Origin of the sequence: Microcoleus sp. M2_D5 (assembly GCF_036701935.1) — a bacterium.
Taxonomy (GTDB): domain Bacteria; phylum Cyanobacteriota; class Cyanobacteriia; order Cyanobacteriales; family Microcoleaceae; genus Microcoleus.
The window spans coordinates 143,661-170,023 of record NZ_JAUBRP010000004.1 but is presented as its reverse complement, the minus strand read 5'-3'; the positions used below and the strand labels follow the sequence as shown (position 1 = coordinate 170,023).

At 45.6% G+C, this 26,363-nt stretch carries 22 protein-coding genes; 8 read left to right on the top strand and 14 right to left on the bottom strand.

Annotated elements, in window-relative coordinates:
* Positions 1 to 231: 231 nt before the first annotated feature.
* A complete protein-coding gene (gene gatC, locus QUA50_RS03205; protein WP_006635952.1) occupies positions 232 to 513 on the bottom strand; it encodes an Asp-tRNA(Asn)/Glu-tRNA(Gln) amidotransferase subunit GatC in 282 nt (93 codons plus the stop codon).
* A 159-nt stretch (positions 514 to 672) separates the two neighbouring features.
* On the bottom strand, positions 673 to 1,194 hold the full coding sequence (locus QUA50_RS03200; protein WP_333039118.1) for a photosystem I assembly protein Ycf3: 522 nt from the start codon (positions 1,192 to 1,194) through the stop codon (positions 673 to 675).
* Between the two features lie 189 nt (positions 1,195 to 1,383).
* Here QUA50_RS03200 and QUA50_RS03195 point away from each other — a divergent pair, with 189 nt between their 5' ends.
* Positions 1,384 to 1,572: a hypothetical protein gene (locus tag QUA50_RS03195; RefSeq protein WP_333298764.1), complete on the top strand. Its 189-nt coding sequence runs from the start codon at positions 1,384 to 1,386 to the stop codon at positions 1,570 to 1,572.
* Positions 1,573 to 1,831: 259 nt separating this feature from the next.
* Complete coding sequence (locus tag QUA50_RS03190; protein WP_333259052.1) at positions 1,832 to 3,148, top strand: hypothetical protein; 1,317 nt, start codon at positions 1,832 to 1,834, stop codon at positions 3,146 to 3,148.
* Positions 3,149 to 3,341: 193 nt separating this feature from the next.
* Here the strand turns inward: QUA50_RS03190 and QUA50_RS03185 are convergent, their stop codons facing one another.
* Positions 3,342 to 3,584, bottom strand: coding sequence for a hypothetical protein (locus tag QUA50_RS03185; RefSeq protein WP_333259054.1), 243 nt, complete (start codon positions 3,582 to 3,584; stop codon positions 3,342 to 3,344).
* A 304-nt stretch (positions 3,585 to 3,888) separates the two neighbouring features.
* Entirely contained in the window at positions 3,889 to 5,064 is a 1,176-nt protein-coding gene (locus tag QUA50_RS03180; RefSeq protein WP_333259056.1) for a SpoIID/LytB domain-containing protein, read from the bottom strand.
* Positions 5,065 to 5,334: 270 nt separating this feature from the next.
* Here QUA50_RS03180 and QUA50_RS03175 point away from each other — a divergent pair, with 270 nt between their 5' ends.
* On the top strand, positions 5,335 to 6,273 hold the full coding sequence (locus tag QUA50_RS03175; protein WP_333259060.1) for a ribonuclease Z: 939 nt from the start codon (positions 5,335 to 5,337) through the stop codon (positions 6,271 to 6,273).
* 236 nt (positions 6,274 to 6,509) lie between these two features.
* Here the strand turns inward: QUA50_RS03175 and QUA50_RS03170 are convergent, their stop codons facing one another.
* The 5 genes from QUA50_RS03170 to QUA50_RS03150 all read right to left on the bottom strand — a co-directional run bounded on the left by QUA50_RS03170 (position 6,510) and on the right by QUA50_RS03150 (position 11,517).
* Positions 6,510 to 6,896: a hypothetical protein gene (locus QUA50_RS03170; RefSeq protein WP_333259062.1), complete on the bottom strand. Its 387-nt coding sequence runs from the start codon at positions 6,894 to 6,896 to the stop codon at positions 6,510 to 6,512.
* Positions 6,897 to 6,906: 10 nt separating this feature from the next.
* On the bottom strand, positions 6,907 to 7,083 hold the full coding sequence (locus QUA50_RS03165) for a hypothetical protein (RefSeq protein ID WP_333248518.1): 177 nt from the start codon (positions 7,081 to 7,083) through the stop codon (positions 6,907 to 6,909).
* Entirely contained in the window at positions 7,080 to 7,295 is a 216-nt protein-coding gene (locus tag QUA50_RS03160; RefSeq protein ID WP_333248520.1) for a hypothetical protein, read from the bottom strand. The genes QUA50_RS03165 and QUA50_RS03160 overlap by 4 nt, the downstream gene beginning before the upstream one ends.
* A 229-nt stretch (positions 7,296 to 7,524) precedes the next feature.
* Complete coding sequence (locus tag QUA50_RS03155) at positions 7,525 to 9,513, bottom strand: dynamin family protein (protein ID WP_333259064.1); 1,989 nt, start codon at positions 9,511 to 9,513, stop codon at positions 7,525 to 7,527.
* 72 nt (positions 9,514 to 9,585) lie between these two features.
* The gene (locus tag QUA50_RS03150; protein ID WP_333259067.1) at positions 9,586 to 11,517 is read right to left on the bottom strand and encodes a dynamin family protein; all 1,932 of its coding nucleotides are present in this window, start codon (positions 11,515 to 11,517) and stop codon (positions 9,586 to 9,588) included.
* 378 nt (positions 11,518 to 11,895) lie between these two features.
* On the opposite strand from QUA50_RS03150, the gene QUA50_RS03145 reads away from it, so the two are divergent.
* Together QUA50_RS03145 and secA are read left to right on the top strand one after the other, a co-directional pair.
* On the top strand, positions 11,896 to 12,426 hold the full coding sequence (locus tag QUA50_RS03145; protein ID WP_333259070.1) for a LuxR C-terminal-related transcriptional regulator: 531 nt from the start codon (positions 11,896 to 11,898) through the stop codon (positions 12,424 to 12,426).
* Between the two features lie 255 nt (positions 12,427 to 12,681).
* Positions 12,682 to 15,498: a preprotein translocase subunit SecA gene (gene secA, locus QUA50_RS03140; protein ID WP_333259074.1), complete on the top strand. Its 2,817-nt coding sequence runs from the start codon at positions 12,682 to 12,684 to the stop codon at positions 15,496 to 15,498.
* An 86-nt stretch (positions 15,499 to 15,584) separates the two neighbouring features.
* Here the strand turns inward: secA and QUA50_RS03135 are convergent, their stop codons facing one another.
* The 4 genes from QUA50_RS03135 to QUA50_RS03120 form a co-directional block, all read right to left on the bottom strand.
* Positions 15,585 to 15,878 (bottom strand): DUF3288 family protein, encoded by a 294-nt coding sequence (locus tag QUA50_RS03135; RefSeq protein ID WP_333259076.1) that lies wholly within the window; start codon positions 15,876 to 15,878, stop codon positions 15,585 to 15,587.
* Between the two features lie 142 nt (positions 15,879 to 16,020).
* Positions 16,021 to 16,938 (bottom strand): hypothetical protein, encoded by a 918-nt coding sequence (locus QUA50_RS03130; RefSeq protein WP_333259079.1) that lies wholly within the window; start codon positions 16,936 to 16,938, stop codon positions 16,021 to 16,023.
* A 55-nt stretch (positions 16,939 to 16,993) separates the two neighbouring features.
* Positions 16,994 to 17,563, bottom strand: coding sequence for a tetratricopeptide repeat protein (locus QUA50_RS03125; protein ID WP_333259081.1), 570 nt, complete (start codon positions 17,561 to 17,563; stop codon positions 16,994 to 16,996).
* 388 nt (positions 17,564 to 17,951) lie between these two features.
* Positions 17,952 to 19,997 carry a serine/threonine-protein kinase gene (locus QUA50_RS03120; protein WP_333259084.1) on the bottom strand — a complete coding sequence of 682 codons (2,046 nt, stop codon included), beginning with the start codon at positions 19,995 to 19,997 and terminating at the stop codon, positions 17,952 to 17,954.
* A 500-nt stretch (positions 19,998 to 20,497) separates the two neighbouring features.
* Here QUA50_RS03120 and msrP point away from each other — a divergent pair, with 500 nt between their 5' ends.
* On the top strand, positions 20,498 to 21,481 hold the full coding sequence (gene msrP, locus QUA50_RS03115; RefSeq protein WP_333259086.1) for a protein-methionine-sulfoxide reductase catalytic subunit MsrP: 984 nt from the start codon (positions 20,498 to 20,500) through the stop codon (positions 21,479 to 21,481).
* A gap of 137 nt (positions 21,482 to 21,618) precedes the next feature.
* Positions 21,619 to 21,756, top strand: coding sequence for a hypothetical protein (locus QUA50_RS03110; RefSeq protein WP_333298765.1), 138 nt, complete (start codon positions 21,619 to 21,621; stop codon positions 21,754 to 21,756).
* A 67-nt stretch (positions 21,757 to 21,823) separates the two neighbouring features.
* Here QUA50_RS03110 and miaA read toward each other — a convergent pair whose 3' ends face one another.
* A complete protein-coding gene (gene miaA / locus QUA50_RS03105; RefSeq protein WP_333259089.1) occupies positions 21,824 to 22,717 on the bottom strand; it encodes a tRNA (adenosine(37)-N6)-dimethylallyltransferase MiaA in 894 nt (297 codons plus the stop codon).
* Between the two features lie 257 nt (positions 22,718 to 22,974).
* On the opposite strand from miaA, the gene gyrB reads away from it, so the two are divergent.
* Complete coding sequence (gene gyrB, locus QUA50_RS03100; protein ID WP_333259092.1) at positions 22,975 to 26,220, top strand: DNA topoisomerase (ATP-hydrolyzing) subunit B; 3,246 nt, start codon at positions 22,975 to 22,977, stop codon at positions 26,218 to 26,220.
* The last annotated feature ends 143 nt before the right edge of the window (positions 26,221 to 26,363 follow it).

The following is a 26,363-nucleotide window of genomic DNA, read 5'->3' as shown; positions in this document are numbered from 1 at the left end:
GACGCCCATCCCACAACAAACATGAAAAGTGGATTTTATTTAATTCTCATTCCTTATTACCTGTTCGACAGTTAATTTAATCTGCTTTTGGGGTAGGCATTGCTAGCCCGCCCCTGCATAGATTTTCCTCAGTTATAGCCGTTCTCAATCGTGGTGAGGTATGCCCGATGCCCGATGCCCACTCGTACCTCATATGAGAGATCGAAAGGCTATAGGTGCGTAGCGGGAACCCTACATAATCTTAGGCACTTTAAAAAACTCCCCATCGCGATCGGGAGCTCCCTCCAAAATACTCTCTCCCTTAGCAAAAGGTTGCAAATCGTCCGATCGCATTACGTTACTAACATCGATGGCCCGCGTAGTCGGCTGCACCTTACTCGTATCTAGTTCACTCAACTGCTCGAAATAATCCAAAATACCGTTAAGTTGACCAGTAAACTGCTCTTCTTCTTCTGGCGTTAATTCCAATCTCGCTAAATTCGCTACTTTCCGAACTTCTTCTCTGTCAATCATAAAAATCTGTAGTTGGGAATTGGGAATTGGGCATTTGGCATTGGGAATTGGGCATTGGGAATTGGCAATTGGAAATTGGTTATTTGTTATTAGAGAAACGACTAACTACCAACTATTAACTACTAACTATGCCATTCCCCATGCCCATACCCATCCTAGTTAAAAATACACATCAATTTGTGATCTGCCTGTCGTCTTCAGCCAATTTTGCACTTCAATGTAATTGTTTGGGGCCAAGCGAATAGCCTCTTTCCAATAATCCGCAGCTTTATCAAACAGCCCTTCCGCCCCTTCAATATTGCCAGCTTCCTTTTCCTTTTCCCCTTGATAGTGGTAAATTACAGCAATATTATTCAGCGCTTGTGGCATTCTCGGATTGAGATCCAAAGCCTCGCTGTAATATTCCAAAGCTTTATCGTGTTCGCCGTTGCTAGTATGGATCAGTCCCATATTGTACAAGACATAACTGCGATCGTAAGGATCTTCCTCCAGCTTCAGCGCTTCATGATAATTGTCCAGCGCTTCAGCATATTCGCCATCTGCTTGAGCTGACATACCATCCCGGTAATAAGCAAAAGCTTCCTTCGCCTGCTTTTTGGCCGGCATAATCTTCAGGATGATATCAGCCATTACCGTGAAACTTTTGTCAATAAAGTTATCGTTGCGTTGAGTTCTTGGCATATGCGATTCTTTGGTTAGTGGCTAATCAGAAAAATTAGCCTGTAAAGTTTTGCTATTAATAATTGCGCCACTGTTGTAGTGGGCCGTTGTGTTGAGGGCGCTAAAAAGTTTAGTCGATCGCAAGTGCGAACCTTAAAACACGCCCTTGGGTTTAACACCCGCGCAAGCTCTATCTATTTTATATAAGTCTTGCAAGACTGGCAAAAAAACTATATTTCTTTAACATATCTCTCGCACTCTACACAAAACTTACAAAAACCCGCCCCGAAGGGAAAAGTTTTGCTGGAGGGTGCAGGGGCCATCCTCTCTTCTTCGATGGCTTTCCTTCGGATCGCGAAAACTAATGCCAACGGGCGATCGCACACCGTACCTTACTAACTGTACCCATAATCCCCCCTCCTTGACCCTCAGAGCAAACAAGCAAAAGCAAATGCCGAGGAGAAATTTAATCACAAAGTTTTATTAAGCTATCCAAGTTTAGCCCATACTTAAAAGTTATTCGGCAAAACACTAGCAATATTTTGCCCCAAAGTCAAGGGCATCCTCCAAAAAAATCATAAACTCGATCGCCAAAACCAGCTCGAATTCCCGCAATATATAATAAAAATAACCGGGTAATTTTCACAGAGAGAAACCTATGGCTCCGAATCCCACCATTATGCAAGCCGTCGAACAACTTGGCTACCGCGTTACGGTTGGAGACGTGGCGGCAAAAGCTGGATTAGATGTCAATTTTGCCCAGCGAGAACTGTTAACCCTCGCCTCCGAAGCAGGCGGCAACCTGCAAGTAGCAGAATCCGGCGACATCGCCTACCTATTTCCCAAGAACTTTAGAGATATTTTGCGAAACAAATTCTTGCGCTTGCAGTTGCAGGAATGGTGGCAAAAAATCTGGCGCGTTCTATTTTACCTGATTCGGATATCTTTCGGCATAGTGCTGGTAGCTTCTATCCTCTTAATTTTTGTTGCTATCACGATTTTACTCTCCAGCGGCGATAGCAATAACAGCGGCAGCGGAGGAGGAGACGGTGGTGGCGGGGGCAGCAGAGGCGGCGGCTTTTCCTTTTTTCCCTACTTCTGGAACGACTTAATCTGGATATTTTACTGGAACCATGACCAACCATACTACCATCCGCGATCGCGCTTAACTGGCCAAAAACCCCAGATGAGTTTTCTGGAAGCAGTTTTCTCCTTTATCTTTGGAGACGGCAACCCCAATAACAATTTAGAAGAGCGCAAATGGAGCGATATTGCCACCGCAATTCGCAACAACCGAGGTGCCGTCGCCGCCGAACAAATTGCCCCATATCTAGACAATCTCGGACAAGGATACAGCCGAGAATACGAAGAATATATGTTACCGGCTCTCGCCCGTTTTGACGGCCGCCCCGAAGTCAGTCCCGAAGGGCAAATAATTTACCATTTTCCGCAATTGCAAACCACAGCCGTTCAGAAAAATCCTCAACCAGTAGCAGCTTATTTGCGAGAAATGCTGTGGCGTTTCAGCAACGCCAGTTCCGGTCAAATCATGCTGGCAGCCGGGTTAGGGGCCGTCAATCTTGTCGGTGCGTTAGTTTTGGGGAATCTATTAACTAATAATTTAATCGCAGGTGGATTTATCGGTTTCGTCAGCGCTGTTTATCCCGCCATCCTGATTTACGGCGTCGGATTTCTCGCAATTCCTTTAATTCGCTACTTCTGGATTCAGTGGAAAAATAGCCGGATAGAATCCCGCAATCAAGAGCGTCAGCAGCGAGCAATGTTATTAAACGAACCCGACGCCAACTTGCTCAAAAAACTAGCCTACGCCCGGGAATTTGCAGCAGAAAACCTTCTGACTGGAGAAGACTTAGCTTATACCACAGAAACAGAATTAACCCAACAAGAACTAGAACAGTCAGCCAAAATAGATGCCGAATGGCAGCGCCGGATCGATCGCTCGAACAACTTGTAATACTAATGAAAAAAACAGTTTTTTGTTGTTAAGTTAGGTTGCGGTAAAATCTTGAACTCTTTTCAAGAATAGGCAGGATGCCTGTTCCACAATAAAATATCTTTGTTGGGGAACGGGCTGTTAGCTCGTTGCTAAGAATTTTGGAAAATATCCATCTTTATGGATGTCAAAAGTTTTTCCGATCCGAGTTTTATTAAATAAGCTTAGGGCGTTTAAAAATCAAACAATTTTGGTCATACTTCGAGTCGTGATCCAGAGCCACAAGTTCCCATCCCTCCTCCCCCAAATGGTTGACAAATAGATGCAGCGAGCCTTGTTTCCAATCTCGCTGTTCTTCACCGTTTACATATAAACTAATCAGCTTGTTTCCAAAAGGATACATATTCGCATCCACAAATAAATACTCCCACTTTTGCATAGCAATCCTTAATGTCATTAGTCATCAGTCATCAGTCATCAGTCATCAGTCATTAGTCATTCCCAATTCCCAATTTCCAATACTTCGGCCACGCGGTTCCTGGTGTGCAACTACGCGGTTCCCGAGCGTAGTCGAAGGGCTGTACAAGTTCCCAATTCCCAATTCCCAATTCCCTGTATTCAGAACACGGAAGTTACGAATACAGGAATAGCTGTTTTTCCCTTCTTCCTTATTCCTTATTCCTTCTTCCTGACATCCGTTATATCCGTTACATCCCGTACATTGCTCGTTGCCGAACTTCTTTCTTCCCCATTCCCAGCAGTTACTGGACTGCAATTCTAGCCAAAGTAGCACCCCGGTAATAGTGCAACAAAATCTGCTGGTAGCCGTATCCTTGCCTGGCCAAATTGTAGGCTCCCCACTGACTCATTCCTACAGCATGGCCGAAACCTTTGCCAGCAACTTGAAAACCGGTAGGAGCTTGGCCACTGTTCCTTGGGTTCCCACCGCCCGCATACTGAGGGATCACGGTAAACCGCGTACTCCTCAAATTTAAAACCCGGCGTAAATCTGCGCCTGTCATGACCCTAGAACCGCCATCTCCGACTACTTTCATCCTCAAAACGCTGCCGTGAGCGGTAGTGCGTTCTGGCTTCATCGAGATCACATTGCCCACGCCAGAAATCTTACTGCTGATTTGAGCGCGAGAAAAATTTTCTTTCCATTGATAAACCGGCGCCCCTTGGTCGAAGTCAGGAACAGCACGCAGGTAAGGCAGGGGTTCCGTCCAAACATCCTCGACATTTTCAGTATGTCCCCCAGACGCAGAGTGGAAAGCGGCTAAAATAATTTGACCGTTGTAGGCCAGAACTTGACCGGCGGTTGCATCGACTGCGGAATAAGTGCCAGAAGATTCTGTTTGCAATCCTTTGTAAACCTGCGAATACTGAGTGCTGTCCACGTCGTAAAGGTCGGTTTCGCTTTTCAGGCGCTGGTGGATAGCGTAGGAACGGGCGGCGACTGCTTGGGCTTTCAAAGCCTCTTGAGGCCAATTGCCACTCATCTCGGCGCCGAGAACGCTGTAGAGATATTGTTCGATATTGACGTAGTTGATGGCAGTCAAGCCTCCTTTTTGGGGAACTAGAAGGGTGCGTCCCCGATACCAACGATCGCCAATCCAAACATAACCATTTCCCGTCGGCTCGATCCAAACTTGGTTGGCGGCCCAGCGACCAATTGCCACTGTTCCCGATCGAAATTGAGCCGACTGAGAACTGTTTGCCGCCAGTTCGCCCAAATTGCGCCCGCTACCGTCGCGGATTGCAGCCTTAGTAGAACTGCCGACTTTTACCTGACTTGCCCCGTCTTGTACCGCCACTCGCAAGATCAGCGCGGCCTGGGCTGGGGCTACCATTACCAGCCAAAACAACAGCGAAATCCAAAAGTAGCGTTTTTTTAATGTCGAAAAAACGGAACCAAAAAATACTCCTGACTGCATTTGAAAATTTTCCTTTTATGCTGTATATGTTTGACAAGTTTTAAGGGGAAGCTGGGGGTCGGGAAAAAGGAAGAGGAACGAAAGAAAGAAAACGTTAGAATTGGGTTTGGCACTCTGTGCGCTTGTCGAAAATGATTTTAGCAAGTAGATGTTCCCAGGAACAGCGATTTATCCCGGTTCCTGCCTGCGACTATTTCCTGTATGTCGGATCAGCCGCACTCTGGATATATGTAACATATTTTTTAAGACTTAATTGAGGTGATTTGACTCTTGCAGATTACATTTCTCGGAACTAGCTCCGGCGTACCCACGCGATCGCGCAACGTTTCCAGCATCGCCCTCCGCTTGCCCCAGCGAGCGGAACTCTGGCTGTTTGACTGCGGCGAAGGAACTCAGCACCAGTTTCTCCGCAGCGACCTCAAAGTCAGCCAACTAAGCCGCATTTTCATCACTCACCTGCACGGCGACCATATTTTCGGCTTAATGGGTTTGCTGGCTAGCTGCGGTTTGGCCGGGAATGTCAAGCGCATCGATCTTTACGGGCCTCCGGGACTTGAAGAATATTTGCAAGCTGGCGTTCGTTATTCTCAAACTCATTTTTCTTACCCGGTGAAGGTACACAAAATTCACGAGGGAGTCATCTATGAAGATGACGAATATATTGTTAGCTGCGGCCCTTTGAAGCACCGAGTTACTGCTTTTGGTTATCGAGTAACTGAGAAAGACCGTGCGGGACATTTTGATGTAGAAAAAGCGAAGGCTGCGGGTATTCCTTGGGGGCCGCTTTACGGTCAATTAAAACAAGGAAAGACGGTAAAGTTATCGGACGGGCGACAGTTTAAAGGTACTGATTTTTGTGGCCCGGATCGAGTCGGGCGGAAGTTTGTTTACTGTACCGACACGGTTTTTTGTGACGGGGCGGTGGAATTAGCGAAGGACGCTGATTTGTTGGTTCATGAAGCTACTTTTGCTCATCAAGATGCTCAAATGGCGTTCGATCGCCTGCATTCAACTTCGACAATGGCGGCTCAAGTGGCTGCGATCGCTGGGGCGAAACAGTTAATTATGACGCATTTTAGCCCGCGTTACGCTCCGGGAAATGCGATCGTCCTGGATGATTTGCTCAAGGAGGCGCAGGCAATTTTTCCGAATACGAAAATGGCCTATGACTTTTTGACTTACGAAGTGCCCAGGCCTGTTTCAAACTAGGGTTATTTAATCTGGTCTGAGATGTTACGGCCCACAAAAACATTGATTTCTTGTGTAACAGGCATCTTGCCAGAAGAAAGTTATCCGGGAACAATTCACAGTCTTACTGCTTATCACGTTTAGACTTGTAGTTCAAACTCAGAAGTTTTTATTGATTGATGAAAGAGCGATCGCACTTTCGGAGAATAAGGGCGATCGTACTTTCGGAAAAAGAAACAATTGCTACACCCAAAACATTATGAAACTGCTTTGAGGTATTGCGTTACAGGCTTCAAATCTATATCATCGTTATCAGTCAGTATTTTGAATAAATGACGCGGGATGCCGGCTGCAATCAAAGCTGATAAATCGCGATCGAGCTTTGACCAGTCTTCATAGATGCCAACAAACTGACTAACGCAAGCTAAAGATTCATCTTTCGGGTCATTCACTCCCGTGTATTTGTACTGAATATCAAAACCTGCTTTTTCGCCAATTTCTTCGATATCCCAGTCTACAAGATTAAGATCGATCGCTTCAACTGCTAGGGCAATATGACCGGGCGGTATGGGGTCAAGAGGCTCGCAGCACCAACCCTCAGAATTGTTCCATACACTTTGACCAACTGATTCTCGAATTTTCATGTCTTTTCCCTCACTGAAAGTAGCAGCGAAACCAGGCTTTGCCTTCAGGGCGAACATCTGCAAGAGACCGTTCATATTCAGTTGCTAGCTGTTGGCATTTCTTTTTCGCTTCTTTTAGGTTATACGCTTGTACGGGTTCGTTGATGGGATTGCCAAGCTCTTCTTTTTCCCGATCTGGATCTCTCACTCGTCCCCCTGTTTGCTGCTGTTGCTGGATGAGGGGGCTTGCTGAGCCTGAAACCATATCTCGATCGCCTCTTCCAACCCTTCTCCTATATTTAGCTGCTTGAGAGTACACGCAGCTTTAAACTGAAGTCCTAGTTCTTTTCGGACATCTCCCGATAGCTGTATGTAATTTGGGTCGTGTCGCTTGGCTGGAACTTCTGTACTTTTTCCCATTTAGGTTTCCTCCAATTTTTATATTCTCACGATCGTACACCTGTTCTGCTGATATGTTATCATGTTAACAAGTTGAATATGTGCGCGAGTCAATAAAATAAGGGCGATCGCTTTTGAGATGCGGGATGAGAAGGAGCGATCACCCTTTGGGATTCGGCATGGGAAAGGCGATCGCAATGCATGGTTATTAGGGGAAAAGGGCGATCGCTCTGGGAAAAACAAAAAACTGCTACATCTGAGCAACTTGTCTCATTAACTCATTCAGTTCCCCATCAATAGCATTTAATTGATCCGAGAGCAACTTTAACTCTCGAAGTTTTTGGTCAACATTAGCTTGACCTTTTTGCTTTTCAGCCAGAATAGAGTTAACTTGAGTCCGAACACTTTGAATTTCGTTACCCAGCCCTCCATCTACACCGTTCTCAATTTCTTTAATCTTAGCCGCAACAGCATTAGCTACTTCATTGGACTGGTTTGATGCTAGCAATGTAGCTTTGTATTCTTTACCTACTTGTTGTTTGACCTTATCGTTAATCCCGTTAACCTTAATTAAGGCTTGTAGTGAACTACTAGCAAATATTGCTGGAATTAACACCCAAGGATTGAGTCCAACAATCAAGTAAGTCACGCCAACAGTAGCAATTTGAGGAATCAGACTTTTGAGCATTTCCTTGTAGCCAAATAACCCTCCTATGGCGGCTGAACCATAGTCCATAAATACAAAACCAGCAATACCAGAGAGAATGCGATTAATAGGAGAAATTTTAGTATCTTCTACCTCTACATCTAGTTGGGATATCTTAGTTCCAGAAACCTCAACACGCACTCGCTCTAAATCCGAGAAAAACTTGCCGGCCTTGTCTTCTAATTCATGGAATAGATCGTCCAAGCGACTTCCTAAAAACGGCTGTAATTTCTGACGTTGCCACTCAGTAAACTCCTTCTCTACTTTTCCAGAAAGAGAGTGAGTCACCTCTTCGACAACTCTTTTAGCCGCGGATTCCATATTGAAGATATCTTTCGACAATAGTTTTACACTTTCTTGGATGGTATATTGACTCACCCAGACATCAACTTTGTCACCAACTTCATTGAGAAGATCCCGAGCTTTTCCTCTAACTAACTCTTTTATATCTTCGCGGAAGTTCGATATCCGTTTAACTATGCTTTCACGCTCCTTTTCTAGGGATCGCAATGACTCCTGAGCATCAGCATAGCGTTTTTCCAAAGTTTGCAAATCTGTTCTCAGCATAGCTTCTCGCTGAGGAATGATTTTTCGGGACTCCTCAATAGACATTCGGAAGACTTTTTCTGAACGGACAATTTTCACCCGCCCTCTTTCCTTAGCTAAAAATGTTGCTAGTGCTTGCTCTACAAGTTCTATACCAGAGTCCTTAATCCGATTCACATCCTTTTCTAAATAACCTTCCAAAGCATCCACAGCCGTGATGAAAAAGATACCACTGGTTCCTTGTTTGGTTAGATTTCCAAACTGAGATAAGCCATGTTGTCTGACTCGCTCTTGCTCTTCTTTTTTGCGAATATCATTGAAGCGATTGCAGATAAAAAAGATATCCTCATGACCGCAATTACTCAACAATTCGATCATCTTCTGTTCAGAAATTGAAGGACCGAGTTGTTCGCAAGATAGAATAAAAAGCACGGCATCCACTCTTGATAAATACTCAACCGTGACTTGCTGGCGGACTTCGTTCTCATTTAATCCAGGAGAATCAATAATTTCTACACCATTGCGACAAAGTTCTAAAGGCCAGAATAATTCCACCTTTTCATAGGGACTTTCTTTAGCTTCTTTTCTGTCAGAGTTATTAATCACAACACATTCTTCAATTTTTTCCACAGGTATTTCCTGGGGCGATCGTGGTGAACCAGAAGCAGGCTTTTTGTAATATAGCATCGCTTTCTGTTTATCCCCCCATTTAACTTCATTAATGATTGCGGTAGTTGGCGTTGAATACGCAGGGAGGACTTCTTGTCGCAATAAAGCATTAATAAAAGTGCTTTTTCCTCGATTGAACTCGCCCACCACAAGCACTTTGAAACTATCGGTTAAAATGCGCTCTTCTAATTGACGGATAGTTGCTTCTGTTTCCGTCATATTAAGAGAATGTAACACATCTATTTGCTGCTTCACCAAAACAGCTAGGGCGTTACGTCTTTGTTGAAATAACTGATATTGTCGATCGTTAGAGTTCATGGTAGTCTCCTTTTGACTATTAGATAAGGTTGAATTAGCGAGATCGGAGAGTCAAGTAACTGATTTAAGAGTTTAATTTGAGTTGACTCTTATTTGCAGTCGCCTTCGTTCGATATCGGCTAAGTCAGATTGAATGGTTGCTTGCAATTGTGTTAATCGCTGCAATTCCATTTTTTGTTCGTTTAACATACTATCAACAACGGATTTGTAGTGAGTAATGTAAGCATTAATCCGCTGATTGATAGCTGTTTTGATATGATCTGCATCTTTTTTGACTGTTGGTTGTACCTGTGTTTTAATTTCAGTAAAACAACTATATAACTTAGGGCGAATTTCATTTAAAATCTTTTCCTTACGACCGTCAAGCAAGCCACGAAATGCACGAGAAAAAAAGCCTGACATCGCATTACCAAAATTTGAACTGTTGAGTTCTTGGGCAGAAGCAATAACTGAATAAGTATTGATAGAAATACTACTACTTGAGAATACCGAATTAGTTTCAACACGCCCACCCAGTGCTTGCAAGCTCCGATACACTTCCGTAAATTTTTTATCAAAATATTGCCCTGCTTCTTGTGCAGATTGAGAAAGGTTACGGCATTCGCTTTGAATACTGCTACTCAGTAAGTTTTGTTGTTCTTGTAAAATTGTTTCAACTTTAGTATTAACAACATATTTTAGTTCGTCCCAATCACTTGCACTAAAAATAGCATCTCGTACTATAGAGAGAGTTCGATCTCTATAGCTTTCAATACAATCATTAATTGTATTTTCTGTTCTAGTATTAGCTCTATCGATCATGCTGATACACTCTCTATATTGTTGATTTTTAAAGGATTCCAAGTCTTGTATTGTTTCACTTTGAATTTGTGCTTCTTTTTGTCTATATTGATTCCATTGAGCTTGTAAATGATTTTTAATATGTTCAAATAGCTGACCAAATAAACCTTGGATACTTTCACTAATAATCGCCCTTCGTTCAGAGTGTAAACGCTCTATGATTTCAACTTGCACTTGCGTGAATTGCTCGATCCAAAAATCCGGGTTATTTACTCGATGCTGCTCCACTTCGACATCATCCATAACAACTTGAGCAGAACATGAATACAACCTAGAAGGATTAATTTCTAGTTGATCCACCAATCTGTCTCGTACATTAGCCAACATTCTATTATGTTCTTTCTGGCGAATTTGATCCATGCGACTGACAACAAATATGCAGCGGTGTAGATAAGGACGTATGGTAGCTGTGAGGAATTCTGCTAAACTATCAGTTAAAGGCTGTGTGGCAGGAATTATGATAATAGCAACATCAGCTTCTTTTTCCACAACTTCTCGCGTAACTTGTGCGTGTCTGGTATTGGGAGCATTAGTACCTGGTAAGTCAATAATCACAATGTTATTTTGCAAAAAAGTGGCTGGATGAGTAATATCGATTTTTTCAACTTCTTTAGCAATTGCCTCCTCAGATGTAACTTTGTTAATAAACTCCCTAATATCTATACCCTTAGCCCTAATATCTTCAGAGGTAATTATCTTTGTAAGATTATTTGAACCATCAAGGGAATTGAATATAGGAGTCATGTAACGATCCAAAAGATTTTCAACTGCCGTTATTGTATTTAAGTTAAAACCTAATTTTTGAAGAAATCCAACAAGACATGATATAATAGTTGTTCCACAATTTGATTGCGTTCTAATTATTTCTGGTAATTCCCTAAAATTTATCTCTATGTTAATTTCTTCACTATAGCGTAGTCTAGTAGCAGCAGCAGTTGTTACTAAGGCTGATGTTTTCAGCAAATTATCACGAATTAAAGCATTAATAAATGTACTTTTACCACTGGAAAATTCTCCAATCACTGCTAAGTAAAGATTGGGGTCGTTTTGTCTTTGCTGAATTCGTTGTATTAGCTGATGTAACTCACCTTTTTGGGATTCCGGCAGTTGCGATCTCTCAATTACATTCTCGGCAAATTGTATATGGTCATCATAATTATTCATATTACTATCCGTTAAATTTTTGGTACAAAAAAGCGGAGTTGCCCGATCGCACGCACCGCAAACAGATACCGCAATGCCTAAGCATCCAGTACCAACTCAGTCCCGCACCAAGCAACATCTTGCTCCTATATCTATGTATTCGGCTTCTATCCCGAATTTTTACGCAAAACTTGGCGTATTGTTACAAATCTTTACACTAGCCGATTAACCGCTGCTGTATCTGCACCCTAAGCTCTTGACAAACAGCTCTATTTTTTGAAAGCAGAGCGATCGCCGCATTGCTTTCTGGAATGATAAACTAAGTATACTCAGATAGCAACTAGCCAAAGCTATAACTTTAGTTAGGCTCTAGCTATCAACTAAGCGAGACATATTGCAATGACATCTAGCGACGAGATGTTTGCTGAGGCTGCGAATAACTGGGACTTGAAAAGGCTCTACAAAGCTATGGCAGAAGCCAAGTGGCAAGTATCTCCTCGTGCCAGAAAGGGACTTACAGAACGGGAAAAGCTGTTTCTCCGAGGTTTGCTCTGCGGCCACAGTCCTGCTGAAATAGCTAGCCAACTCCATCAAAGTCGTAAAGGTGTTGAGGTTTATATATCTAAAACTTTATATCAATACTTTAAAAGAATTACAGATGTACCTAACGAAAAGGTAAGCAACTGGAGAAATATTCACAACTGCCTAGAGGAAGCTGGATATAAAACTACGCCCTCTGTTAAATCTCACTCAAGCAATTATTCACCCCAAGTTCCGTTAGTAAACATAGTTAACATAGGTTTGAATAATCAAACTCATACCATAACAATTGACATTCACCTCCAACTAACATTACCTTCGCTTTCAGCTCCAACCATCACAGAAGACATGGATGGAAAAGATCGCCCCTATACTAACCAATCTAACTAAAGACCGATCGCCCATAATAGAATCAACAATCATATTCTCAAACGCCATGCAATATAGTTTTGCCACCTGAAGTCGAAGCTAGGAGTGCAGCGCTTTCCTCACCAGCGGCAAACCCAAAATCGAGCGATCGCCCCCAACGACCTCTGAGCAGAGCCAATGCTTGCTACAATCGGGTAGGGATATGTTGTGGGTCACACTACAGCCCCTAACCCCCGAAGCTAATAGCTAAATTATTAAAAATCTGCCTCTCCTGCCATGTTTAAAAATCTGCTAGGCGATCCCAACGCGCGCAAACTGAGAAAATTTCAGCCTTGGGTAGCTGATATCAATATTTTGGAAGAAGACATCCGCGCACTCTCAGACGACGGCCTCAGAGGCAAAACAGCGGAGTTTCAAGAACGTCTGGCAAAAGCTAGATCTCTCAACGAAGAGAAAGAGATCCTAGACGAAATCTTGCCGGAGGCTTTTGCAGTGGTGCGGGAAGCAGGACAACGGGTTTTAGGAATGCGCCACTTTGATGTCCAACTCCTCGGAGGCATTATCCTGCACAAAGGTCAAATCGCCGAAATGAAAACCGGTGAGGGCAAAACTTTGGTGGCGACGCTGCCGGCTTACCTCAACGCCCTCAACGGTAAAGGCGTACACATCATCACCGTCAACGATTATCTCGCAAGGCGGGACGCGGAATGGATGGGACAGGTACACCGCTTCCTGGGATTGACTGTGGGATTGATTCAGCAGGGCATGGATCAGGTGGAACGCAAGAAAAATTATAACTGCGATATTACCTACGCCACTAACAGCGAAGTCGGCTTTGACTATTTGCGCGACAACATGGCTACTGTCATGGAAGATGTAGTGCAGCGTCCTTTTAATTTCTGCGTGATTGACGAGGTTGACTCGGTGCTGATTGATGAGGCGCGGACACCTCTGATTATTTCCGGCCAGGTGGAACGCCCCAGCGAGAAGTACATCCGGGCGGCTGATGTGGCGGCTGCTCTGAGAAAGGAAAATGAAGAACATTACGAGGTTGACGAAAAGGCTCGGAATGTGCTATTGACCGATGAAGGCTTTGGTGAAGCTGAGCGGTTGTTGGGCGTTACGGATTTGTACGACCCGGCTGACCCTTGGGCGCATTACATTTTTAATGCGATTAAGGCGAAGGAATTGTTTATTAAGGATATTAACTACATCGTCAATGCCGATCGCGAAGTGGTGATTGTGGATGAGTTTACCGGGCGGGTGATGCCGGGACGGCGCTGGAGTGACGGTTTGCACCAGGCGATCGAAGCGAAGGAACGGGCAGAAATTCAGCCGGAAACTCAGACGCTGGCGACAATTACTTATCAGAATTTCTTTTTGCTTTATCCGAAGCTGTCGGGGATGACTGGGACGGCAAAGACTGAAGAGACCGAGTTTGAGAAGATTTACAAACTGGAAGTGACGCTGATTCCCACTAACCGGATTACCAGCCGCACAGACCTTTCGGATATGGTTTACAAGGCGGAGGCTGGGAAGTGGAATGCCATCGCCCAAGAATGCGGGGAAATGCACGAGATCGGTAGGCCGGTGCTGGTGGGCACTACGAGTGTGGAAAAGTCGGAGTTGCTGTCGCGGTTGCTGCAGGAGAGGAAAATTCCTCACAATTTGCTTAATGCTAAACCGGAAAATGTGGAGCGGGAGTCGGAAATTATCGCTCAAGCCGGACGAAAAGGCGCTGTGACGATCGCGACCAACATGGCGGGACGCGGTACTGATATTATTTTGGGCGGTAATTCTGAGTACATGGCGCGCCTCAAGTTGCGGGAGTATTTTATGCCCCGGATTGTGCAACCCGAAGATGAGGACGGGTTTTCGCTGGTGCAAGTACCCGGTATTGGCGGCCGCCCCGCACCTCAAGGTTTTGGTCAAACTGCGAAAAAGGTAAAGTCTTGGAAAGCTTCGGCGCAGATTTTCCCGACGCAGCTATCGAAAGATGCCGAGCAAATGCTCAAAGCGGCAGTGGAATTGGCGGTGAAGGAGTACGGGGAGCGATCGCTCTCGGAATTGCAAGCCGATGATATCGTGGCTATAGCTTCGGAAAAAGCGCCGACCAAAGACCCGGTAATTCAAAAATTGCGGGAAGCTTACAATTTAACTCGCAAAGAGTACGATGCTTTTACCAGCACCGAACACGATGAAGTCGTGCAGTTGGGAGGCTTGCACGTCATCGGTACAGAACGCCACGAATCGCGCCGGATCGACAATCAGTTGCGCGGCCGGGCGGGACGCCAAGGAGACCCTGGTTCTACGCGATTTTTCTTGAGTTTGGAAGACAATTTGCTCAGGATTTTCGGCGGCGAACGGGTGGCCGGTTTGATGAAGGCTTTCGGTGTGGAGGAAGATATGCCGATCGAATCTGGAATGCTGACTCGTTCCCTCGAAGGCGCTCAGAAAAAAGTCGAAACCTACTATTACGATATCCGCAAGCAGGTATTTGAATACGACGAAGTGATGAACAATCAGCGTCGAGCAATCTATGCGGAACGCCGCCGAGTATTGGAAGGTTTGGACTCGAAGGAACAGGTAATTAGATATGCCGAACAGACGATGGATGACATCGTGGGAGCATACATCAATCCCGATTTACCTTCGGAAGAATGGGAACTCGACAAACTTGTCAGCAAGGTGAAGGAATTTGTTTATCTGCTCGCTGACATGACACCTAATCAGCTAGAAGATTTGTCAGTTGAGGAAATTAAAACATTCCTGCACGAACAAGTCCGCAATGCTTACGACATGAAAGAAGCGGAAGTTAATGCAATCCGAGCTGAATTGATGCGAGATGCGGAACGGTTCTTTATTTTGCAGCAAATTGATACTTTGTGGCGGGAACACTTGCAACAAATGGATGCTTTGCGCGAGTCTGTAGGGCTGCGCGGTTACGGGCAGAAAGATCCGCTCATCGAGTACAAAACTGAAGGTTACGAGCTGTTTTTGGACATGATGACGGATATCCGCCGCAATGTGGTTTATTCGCTGTTCCAGTTCCAGCCGCAGCCGGCAATGCAAGTTTCGCCAGAGATGGTTTGAAAATAGTTAACTGTTGACAGTTGACTGTTGACAGTTGACTGTTAACTGTTGCTTCCAGGCTCTTCCTGGAAGTTGCAGATTTGAGATTAAAGCCAATCTTCTTGATCGCTTTTTTGCTTTCTATAAACTTCACCTTTAGCGTGAATTTTACGGGTTTGTTCATAAAGAGTTTCTTCGGTATGATTCCATTTTTGCAGGACTTTTTTTAAGTCTGATTGGATATCTCTAGCGCCGGGAAATCCTCGGTAGCGAATTATTAATCTTGCTAATTCCGATAAATTGTATTCGGTTGCTTCTCCTGCTAATAAAGTATTGACACTGGCTCGATCGCGCTTGTATTGCGGATGCTGCTGATCTTGACTTTTTGCTACTGAATCCATACTATTTATATTTCCCAATCCTATAAAAATGTTGCTACAAGCAACCGCCACCCAAAAGTGCGGACATAAATAACTATCATGAATAGAGTCTTAAATCCGCGCTTCACAAACAGTTTGATTCGGGTATCATAACTGTCAACTGTCAACTGTCAACTATCAACTGTTCAGTCATCCCCAGAAATTTTTGTGTTTGTTGAGTAATACCAAATAGTCGATCGCCGTGACAAAAGATTTCCCAGGCGCGAATTCCCATAAAACCAATACCTGCAACCGCCAAGGGCATCGCTGCGGCACCTAAAAGCGCGGCAATAGGGGGAAATATCATGCACAGTGTTAACAGAATGCCAGTAACAACACCGCCAGCAATCCCAGCTTTGGCGGTGGCAGTGGCGACTTTTTCGACTAACTCTGACTGGGTAATTTTCCCTTCCACGCACAATAGCGAATTTTCTAAGATAGAAAATATTAACTCAATTACTGCAGCGGCGATCGCCCCTTTCATTGCAGCCCCCACGATTTCGGCAACTGCTGCTTTAAACGCTGCATCCGCTAAAACTTGCTTAGCGACTGCTAATTCAGCAGCAGTCATGTCTGCACCACCGCGAGCACGATTCACCCAAAAATATTCAAAAATCCCGTTAGCAGCTTCGCTTGGGCCTCCATTGACGTGCGCTTGGATGTGACTCCAATCTTTATCTTGACAGAAGTTGCGAATTGCTTCCGGGCCTTGGGCGCGAATTTGGGCTGGTATGGATTCAAATACTTTTGCTGCTTCTTGCACATTTCGCATTCCGTCACGCATCCCAGCCCTAGCAAATTTGATTTGCAGATTTCTTGGCAGGTTCTCAAAACGGATGTTATGTGCTATTTTAAAAGCTTCTTGAGTGGCGATCGCCCCGGCACTAACCATTGAACTTGGCGCTGATTGTACCCACGCCGTTAATACAGTTGCACTTTCCTCAAATTTTGCAGCGATTTCGTTGGCTAAGTTTTGGGTATCGGCAACAGTTTCTCGTACTTTAGCCGTTAGCAATTCCAGCGGATTCGGGTTAATTTCCATGTCGAGCCAGCTTGCATGGTTAATGATTGAATTATTTTGACTATAACATTCCTCTTCAGTAAGTGTTACTTTTTACTAAATTGCTTCTCGCTTCTAACTCCGGCTGTAAATTTAGAGCTTTTTTTTGATAAAATAAACCTTCATTGATTCGACCTTGCTCTTCCAAACTTTTGCCTAAATTCCAATAAGCGACGGCTAAATCTGGTTGAATAACGATAGATTTTTGATAGTAAGTTATGGCGTCATCAAGCCGGCCTTGTTTGTAAAACATACTGCCCAAGTTAACATAGGCTTCGACAAAATTAGGATCGAATTCGATCGCCTTGGAGTAGGCGCGAATCGCCGCCTCTATTTTGCCTTGGGCTTGCAGGATATTGCCTAGAGTTTTGTAGGCGGCGGCGAAATTGGGTTGCTGGCGAAGTGCTTGGTAACAGGAGGCGATCGCCTCTACATATTTCTGTTGCGTATAATAAATTTCTGCTATCTTGTTGAGTGCAACAGCCTCATCCGTTTTGAGGGCTAGTATTTTTTGATATTGAGCGATCGCCTCCTCAAGCTTTCCTGATTTCTGAAGGCTATCGCCCCCTGACAAATACTGCTCTGCTAACTCGGAATTTGCGGTCATAGATTTTAGTTTAACAGCCGAAACTACTTTACCACAAATGTTAGTTAGCAACCGCGATTTCTAGCAATATTCTGACTATTTGATATTTTAAATTGGTTTTTGTACCAACAGTTCGGACAGTTTTTGATTCCCAACCGTAGCATAGAGGTTTCAGCGAACCCCGATTAAAGCAAGATAAAAGTCAGCAAATTTCTGGACGCACTCTTGATTATCTGAAACCCGGTTGCTGACTATATTTCTTGTTCCTGTTAGCAAAACTCATAGAAACCGGGTTTCTCGCCACCCCATGCGTCAGCCTTGAAACTGTCCGAAGTGTTGATATATCAATTAACTGAATGTTCGATCGCCCTAGCTGTTCAAAAATCGATCGAACGGGCGATCGAAAAAATTAAGGAGACAGTCGCCACACCTTAATCGTGTCGTCAAAACTGCCACTGATCAGAGTTTTGTCTTGAGGATTAAAAGCTAAATCCACCCAGGTAGAATGACCCTTCAGCGTCCCCGCCATTTCGCCGGAACTCATGCGCCACAGCTTGATAGTGCCGCTCAAATCGGCGCTGGCGAGTTGGTCTCCGTCGGGAGTGAAAGCCAAGGACTTAACCTTGTCGGAATGGCCGCTCAAAGTCCGTAGCAGAGAACCGTTGGGCTGTCCGAACTGATTATTTGCGCTGATATCCCACAGCTTCACCGTCTTGTCCCAACTGCCGCTGGCGAGAGTTTGACCGTCCGGGCTGATGGCCAGAGACCAAACCGCCTCAGAATGACCCCAAAGAGTTTCTTTGAATTCCCCAGTCTGCCAGTTCCACAGGTTGATCTTACCGTCGCTGCTGCCGATCGCCAAAGTTTCTCGATCGGGACTGAAAGCCACCGCCTGCACCTCGTCAAAAACCCGGTTGAGAGTTTCCAACTCGGCCCCGCCTTCGACTTGCCACAACTTCAAAGTTTTGTCCTTACCGACACTGGCCACAGTCCGGCTATCAGGACTGAAAACCACCGAGAACACGCCGTCTGTGTGTCCGTCCAAAGTCCGAATTAACTTGCCAGAATAGAAATTCCACAATTTAATCGTACCGTCAACGCCGCCGCTGGCGATCGTCCTGCCGTCGGGACTGACAGCCACCGACCACACAGGCCCCAAATGTCCGGCTAAAACCTTGAGCAGCTTGCCGTGACGCTTGTGCCGCAAGTGAATTGTACCGTCGTTATTCCCGCTGACGATCGCGCGGCCCTGGGGAGCAACTGCGACCGTCCAAACCGGATTTTTGTCTAGATCCGCCAGAGTCCGCACTGCCGGCGCTGACGGCGATGCCTCACCCCTGAAATTCTGCATCGGGGGCGGATTGAACCGAATTTCGGGAATGCTAGAAACAGGCTTACTAGAAGTGAAAGCCTGCGGTGCAGGAGATGGCAAGCGAGAACCCAGCACTACGGACAGCAGGGCAACCGTACTTGCTCCCCACATGGCCAAACTCCACTTGGGTTTGCTGAGAATCACTTGTGCCGGTGCCGGGCCGTAATTCATATCTGTGAGAATTGCCTCGGTCGATCGATAGCGTTTTGATGGTTCTCGCTGCACCATTTTATCCAGAATGCGGCCGAGTCGCGCCGAAACTGGTACTTTCAAATAATGTCTCCAGGCCCAACTTTCGGACTTGATGTCAAACAAATCAAAGGGCGACATTCCCGTTAACAAGTGAATGCAAGTGACACCCAAACTGTAGATATCGCTGCTCTCAATCGCTTGGCCTTTAATTTGTTCCGGGGCCGCGTATTCTGCAGAACCTGTCACCGTTTCTGTTTTGAGCGGGCCACTATTAGCCCGAATTGCCGCGCCGAAATCGACTAAAACTAGCCCAGAGGAACTTTCCTGAGACACGGAATGTAAATCCTCTTTTCCTGCCCAAGCTGGGGATGCTTGGGGATTTTTGCGGTGAATAATATTCGACGGTTTGATATCTCCGTGAATCAGTTGATTTTCATGAACAAATTGGAGGACTGGCAACAATTCGCTCAGCAGATACCAAATTTGAATTTCTTTAACAACACCTTTTTCTGAAAGCCGATCGGCTAAATTGCGGCCTTCGATGTATTCTTGCACTAAATACTGGCAGTCTTCGAGTTCAAAAGATGCCAGCAGTTTCGGTATTTGGGGATGTTGGCCCAACTTGTCGATAACTGAGGCCGAGCGGCGAAATGCCCAGTTTTCCTGTGTGGAACCTGCAGCAGGCGCGCAGAACTGTTGAATGACGCAGCGGGGTTGGGAAGGTTGGTCTTCATCGACTGCTAAGAAGGTGCGGCAACTGAGACTTTGACCGAGGGTGTGAAAGACTCGGTAGCGGCCTTTTAGCAGCAAGTTCGACTCGCAACTTTTGCATACTGTCGCGCGATCGAGATTTTGGGGCTTCTGGCAATGGGGATTTATGCAGTAACTCATTTGTCTTTCCGCTGGAGACCCCCGTCCGACATTATTGCTGGTGGGGGAGGAAAGCGGGGCGGTGCGTGCCGCTTCCTGTGGACAAATTAAATAATTGGAATCTTTGCTCGATCATAATTGTTTCCCAGATTTTCGCCACAATTGCTGCCGTCGATCGCGCGTAAATAATTGCTGACTTTCCTGCGAGCGAGGTTTAATATGTCGATCGTACGGGCGGGCAGGATGCCCACCCCACAAGAAAATCATTCTAAAGAACAGGCCGTCCAGCCTGTTCTTTAGAATGGTGCAATATCTCAGTTGTTACCGTATTAAGCTATACTGTGATTGCGAATATTTTCAGTGCGATCGCACCAAATCAATCGCGAGAGCTGGCAAAATATCCGCAATTCTTTGTTCTATGGAGGGAATCTAAAACTTCAAATTTCCCATGTCAAATCGACTAAAAGATTAAAAATTAGGCAATTTTTTCCCAACTAACTACTAACTTTTAACTATTACTTATGGCGTTAATTCGCGTACCCAAAACTTGGGAAATTCTCGAATCCCAAATTACCCCAGAAACAGCCTTTCTCAACCGCCGCCGCTTCATGACAAATTTAATCGGCGCAGGCGTGACTGCTGCCCTGCTGCCACTGACAGGCTGCCAAAGCAATGCTAGCTCAAAAACTGCTCTGGATCAAAGCTCAACCCAAGCATATTCGGAATTGAGCCGGAATCCCGACTTTGCAAAAGTCGATCGAGCAATTACCGACGAAGCCTTAGCGACAAAATACAACAATTTTTACGAATACGGCGGCACAAAATCTATTTGGCAAGCCGCTCAAGCTTTGCCAACAGAAAACTGGAAAGTAGAAGTAGGCGGTTTAGTAAAAAATCCCCGCACTTATGATATTGACGACCTCTACAAAAAATTTCCTATCGAAGAACGAGTTTATCGATTTCGCTGCGTAGAAGCCTGGGCGATGGTAGTTCCTTGGGTCGGATTTCCCATGAAATTACTGATGGCCGATGTCGAACCGCAATCGAACGCTAAATTCGTTCGCTTCACCTCATTTTACGACCCCAAAATTACCCCCGGCCCCGGTTTGATGTCGCAATTTTATCCTTGGCCTTATACTGAAGGTCTGCGAATTGAAGAAATGGCCAACGATTTAGCATTTTTTGCCACAGGCTTGTATGGCCGAAGGCTACCAAAGCAAAATGGTGCGCCCCTGCGGCAAGTGATTCCTTGGAAATACGGTTTCAAGGGCGCAAAGTCGATCGTCAAAATTGAATTTGTCGAACAACAGCCCGCAACTTTTTGGAATACAATCGGCCCCAACGAATACGCCTTTGAAGCAAATGTCGAACCCGACAAGCCGCACCCCAGATGGTCGCAAGCCAGCGAACGGATAGTCGGCCCCGGTAACAGTTGGTCGTGGGAAACTCGCCCAACTTTGCCCTATAACGGTTACGGCGAATATGTGGCGAGTTTGTACAGTTAATTGACGGATTTCCCCTCGTTCCCAGGCTCAGCCTAGGAACGCAGATCCGGAGGCTCAGCATCCCTATTTGTGCGAGGCTGAGCCTCGGATTCAGGCATTCCCAGGCAGATCCTGGGAACGAGAAAGGGAAATATGAAATGTGCGATCGCAGTTTAGCATTTCCCTTTTTACCCGTTGCTGAAATTCCCGGTTTCATAGAACAAAGCCGAACAATCGGACAGCGTGCTGCTGTGCGTTTGTTTCGGCAAAGAATTAGAGAAATTTTGCCAAATTAAAAATAACACTTACATCTCTCCTTACTCTTTCTCTGTGCCCTCTGCGCCCTCTGCGGTAAAAAACTCTTTATTGTTCGCAAAACTCTGCAACCCTCCGCCAAACTCGATCGCACAAATCGGGTATGCTAACATCAAACCATTCAATGTCAGGATAGGCTCGAAACCATGTCCGCTGACGCTTCGCAAATTGCCGCGTGTGCAAAATAGTTAATTCTTTGGCTTCTTCAAGCTTAATGTCGCCAGCCAAATATTGTTTCATTTCCTGATAGCCCAGGGTGTTCAACAGTGGCAAGTCGCAGCCGTATTTTTTACACAAATATTCTACTTCAGCCATCCAACCGCGTTCTAGCATTTGTTCGGTGCGCTGTTTGATACGATCGACCAAAACATCGATTTCACAATCCAACCCAATTTGTAAAATAGGATAATTGGGAGGATTTTCGCCCTGCTGTTCGGAAATAGGGCGACCAGTGACATAAAATACTTCCAGTGCTCTTAAAGTTCTTACTGGGTCATTGAGGTGAATTTTCTCAGCGGCAGACCGATCGACTTGCTGCAACATCGCGTAACATTGAGATTGTCCGAGTTCTGCAAGTTGCGATCGCAATTCGGGCATCGGCGCTACCCTCGGAATTTTCAAACCGCGCACGATCGACTTAATATATAAGCCCGTCCCACCAACCAACAACAGAGGAGAATCAACAGCAGCTATTAAATTTTGAGCTTGCTGTTGGTAATCTGCTAATGTCAGAGTTTCTGTCGGATCGCAGATGTCAATTAAGTGATGCGGTACACAAGTGCGATCGACCGCCGTCGGTTTTGCGGTTCCGATGTCAAATTCGCGGTACACTTGACGAGAGTCCGCACTCAGAATCGAAGATTGCAGTCGCGAAGCCAAAGCCACAGCCAGTCCAGACTTCCCAGTCGCCGTCGCCCCGCAAATCGTAATTAATCTAGGCATAAGCTGTCGCACATTTCCTATAAAAACTCTCAAATCCTCTCATATCAATGCTTTCCCCTCTCTCCCTTCACTGATTCACCGCGATCTGGCTGGGCAGTCCTCAAGCAATCTCAAAACTATTCCCCTCCCTCCCCCCGATAAATTTCCCTTCAGAAAGCCCTAGCATCGCCTTTAACGGTTTTGTGCTATAATTTTAGGAGTTTTCCCATTTTAGAAGCTTTTGGGGCTTTAGACCTCATTATTGGAGCTATTTTTGTATGACCAGCAGCTACAGCGCCGACCAGATTCAAGTTCTCGAAGGTCTCGAAGCAGTCCGCAAACGACCGGGGATGTACATCGGTACCACCGGTCCGCGAGGACTCCACCATCTAGTTTACGAGGTTGTGGACAATTCCATAGATGAGGCGCTGGCTGGCCACTGCACTCACATCGAGATTGACATCAACGCCGACGGTTCCGTTACCGTGACAGACGACGGCCGGGGTATTCCGACCGGCATCGTTGCCAAGACTGGCAAATCGGGAATAGAAACAGTAATGACTGTACTCCACGCCGGCGGTAAATTTGGCGGTGGTGGCTACAAGGTTTCTGGAGGATTGCACGGTGTAGGTATTTCTGTTGTTAACGCGCTGTCCGAGTGGGTAGAAGTGACAGTTTGGCGCGACCAAAAAGAACATTTACAGCGCTACGAAAGAGGCAATCCAGTTACCGAACTTAATGTCAAGCCCAACAAAGGCAATCGCACCGGCACTTCAGTTTCTTTCTTGCCAGATACTCAAATATTTAGCACTGGCATTGAATTTGATTACACTACACTCGCCGCGCGCTTGCGAGAATTGGGTTACTTGAATGCGGGCGTTAGAATTACGTTTAGCGACCACCGTTTGGAACTGCTCAAAAGTAGCGAACCTCGCGTCGAAACTTATTGTTACGAGGGGGGAATCAAGGAATATATCGCCTACATGAACCGCGAAAAGCAGCCTCTGCACGAAGAAGTGATTTACGTGCAAGGAGAACGCAACAACGTGCAGATAGAAGTGGCTTTGCAGTGGTGCGTCGATGCTTTTAGCGACAACGTTCTCGGTTTTGCTAACAACATTAGGACGATCGACGGTGGCACGCACTTAGAAGGTTTGAAGGCAGTTTTGACGCGGACGATGAATTCGATCGCCCGCAAGCGCAACAAAATCAAAGAAAACGAACCCAACCTCGCGGGCGAAAACGTTCGCGAAGGTTTGACAGCAGTGATTTCTGTCAAAGTCCCAGACCCGGAATTTGAAGGCCAAACTAAAACTAAACTGGGCAATACCGAAGTCCGGGGAATTGTCGATTCCTTGGTAGGCGAAGTATTGACAGAATATTTGGAGTTTCGCCCCCAAGTAGCTGACGCTATTTTGGAAAAAGCAATTCAGGCATTTAAGGCCGCTGAAGCCGCCCGCCGCGCCCGCGATTTAGTGCGCCGAAAATCCGTCTTAGAATCGTCTCCTTTGCCTGGAAAATTAGCGGACTGTAGCTCCAGAGACCCCGCCCTGTCTGAGATATACCTGGTCGAGGGCGATTCCGCGGGCGGCTGTTGGATTGGAAAAACTTATATATTATTAGCAGATGGTTCAGTAAAAACTATCAAACAGATAGTTGACGAACAAGCTGAAGGCAAAGAACACTTTTGCTACACCGTCAGAGAGAGTGGAAACATCGGACTTGAGCGTATTACTAACGCTCGGATGACCAAAGCTAATGCTGAAGTGATTAAGCTGACATTGGACAACGGAGAAATTTTGATTTGCACTCCCGACCATCCATTTATGTTGCGGGATGGCACTTACAAAGCAGCCGCCATGCTGACACCGTTCGATTCATTAATGCCGTTCCACAGCAAGTTGTCGGAAAAAAACAAACAGGGTCAGGGACTTAACGGTTACGAAATGGTTTGGAATCCCAACAGTGATAAGTGGATTTACACTCATCTTTTATCGGATTTTTACAACCTAAAACACGGTGTCTATCAAGCATCTGAGGGCAATCACCGCCACCACGTTGATTTCAATAAACTCAACAACAATCCGACAAATATTCAGCGATTGCCGGCTGAGGATCACTTGGCTTTACACCGCGCGAACCTTGAGAAAACCTTGCACAGGCCCGATGTCATTGAAAAGAGCCGTCAAGCTCACATGACCGATGAATTTCGGGCGATGATGAAAGAGCGGATGCGGCAGCCTGAAACGCGACAAATTCTTTCGGAACAGGCGAAAGCTCAGTGGGAAGATGAAGAGTATAAAGCTTACATGATGAGCAAGTGGCGGGAGTTTTACGATAGTGATGAAACTTATCGCCAGCAAAATAATGAACTGCTGAACCAAGCGCAGCAAGAGTATTGGAGTTCCGAAGAAAACCGTTTGGCTCAGTCGGAACGGGTTCGCAATCATTTTGCTAACAATCCTGAAGCGCGGGAGACTAATTCGCAATTTGCGAAACAGCAGTGGCAAGATGAGAATTTGTTGGAGTGGCGGCGCGAAAAAACTAAGGAACAGTGGACGCCGGAGTTTCGCCAGAAACGTAAAGAAGCTTTGAACGAAACTTATTACCGCAAAACTCTTGAAGCTTTGAAGGCTGTAGAGATGAAAATGGGCTGGATTGATGTTGATTATTACAATATCTACCGCCGCACGAAAAAAGATAAGTGTTTGTTGAAGTATGAGAGTTTTTGCGATCGCTACTTTAATGGTGATGAAGTATATGCTCGCCAAGCGGTTCGGAATTACAACCACCGCGTTGTCAAGATCGAAGCTGTAGAGGAACGCTACGATGTTTACGACATCGAAGTGCCCAACAGTCACAACTTTGCATTAGCTGCGGGAATTTTTGTCCACAACAGTGCAAAACAAGGGCGCGATCGCCAATTCCAAGCAATCCTGCCTTTGCGCGGTAAAATTCTCAACATTGAGAAAACAGACGACGCCAAAATCTACAAAAATAACGAAATTCAGTCGTTAATTACAGCCCTCGGTTTGGGCATCAAAGGCGAAGAATTCGATCCGGGTCAATTGCGGTATCACCACATCGTAATTATGACTGACGCTGACGTAGATGGTGCTCACATCCGCACGCTGTTGCTGACTTTCTTCTACCGCTATCAGCGGGCACTTGTAGAACAAGGTTACATCTATATTGCTTGTCCTCCTCTCTATAAAGTGGAACGGGGACGCAATCATTACTACTGTTACAGCGATCGCGAAATGAACAATCTCATCCGCAATGAATTTCCGGCGAATGCTAACTACACCATTCAGCGGTTCAAGGGTTTGGGTGAAATGATGCCGACACAGTTGTGGGATACGACGATGAACCCAGAAACTCGGACGCTGAAACGAGTGGAGATTGAAGACGCTGCTGAGGCCGATCGCATCTTTACGATCTTAATGGGCGATCGTGTCGCCCCCCGCCGCGAATTCATCGAAACCTACGGCCCCAAACTCAACCTCCTCGACTTGGACATCTAAGTTAGCCAGTAGTCAGTAGTCATTAGTCATTAGTCAGTAGTCATTCGCTAACAGCCAATGACTACTGACTAATGACTAAACTGTTTGTGCCTTCTACCTTCGGATGCCTTTTGCTGAGTCTAGGTTTTGTTATAAAAATTAAT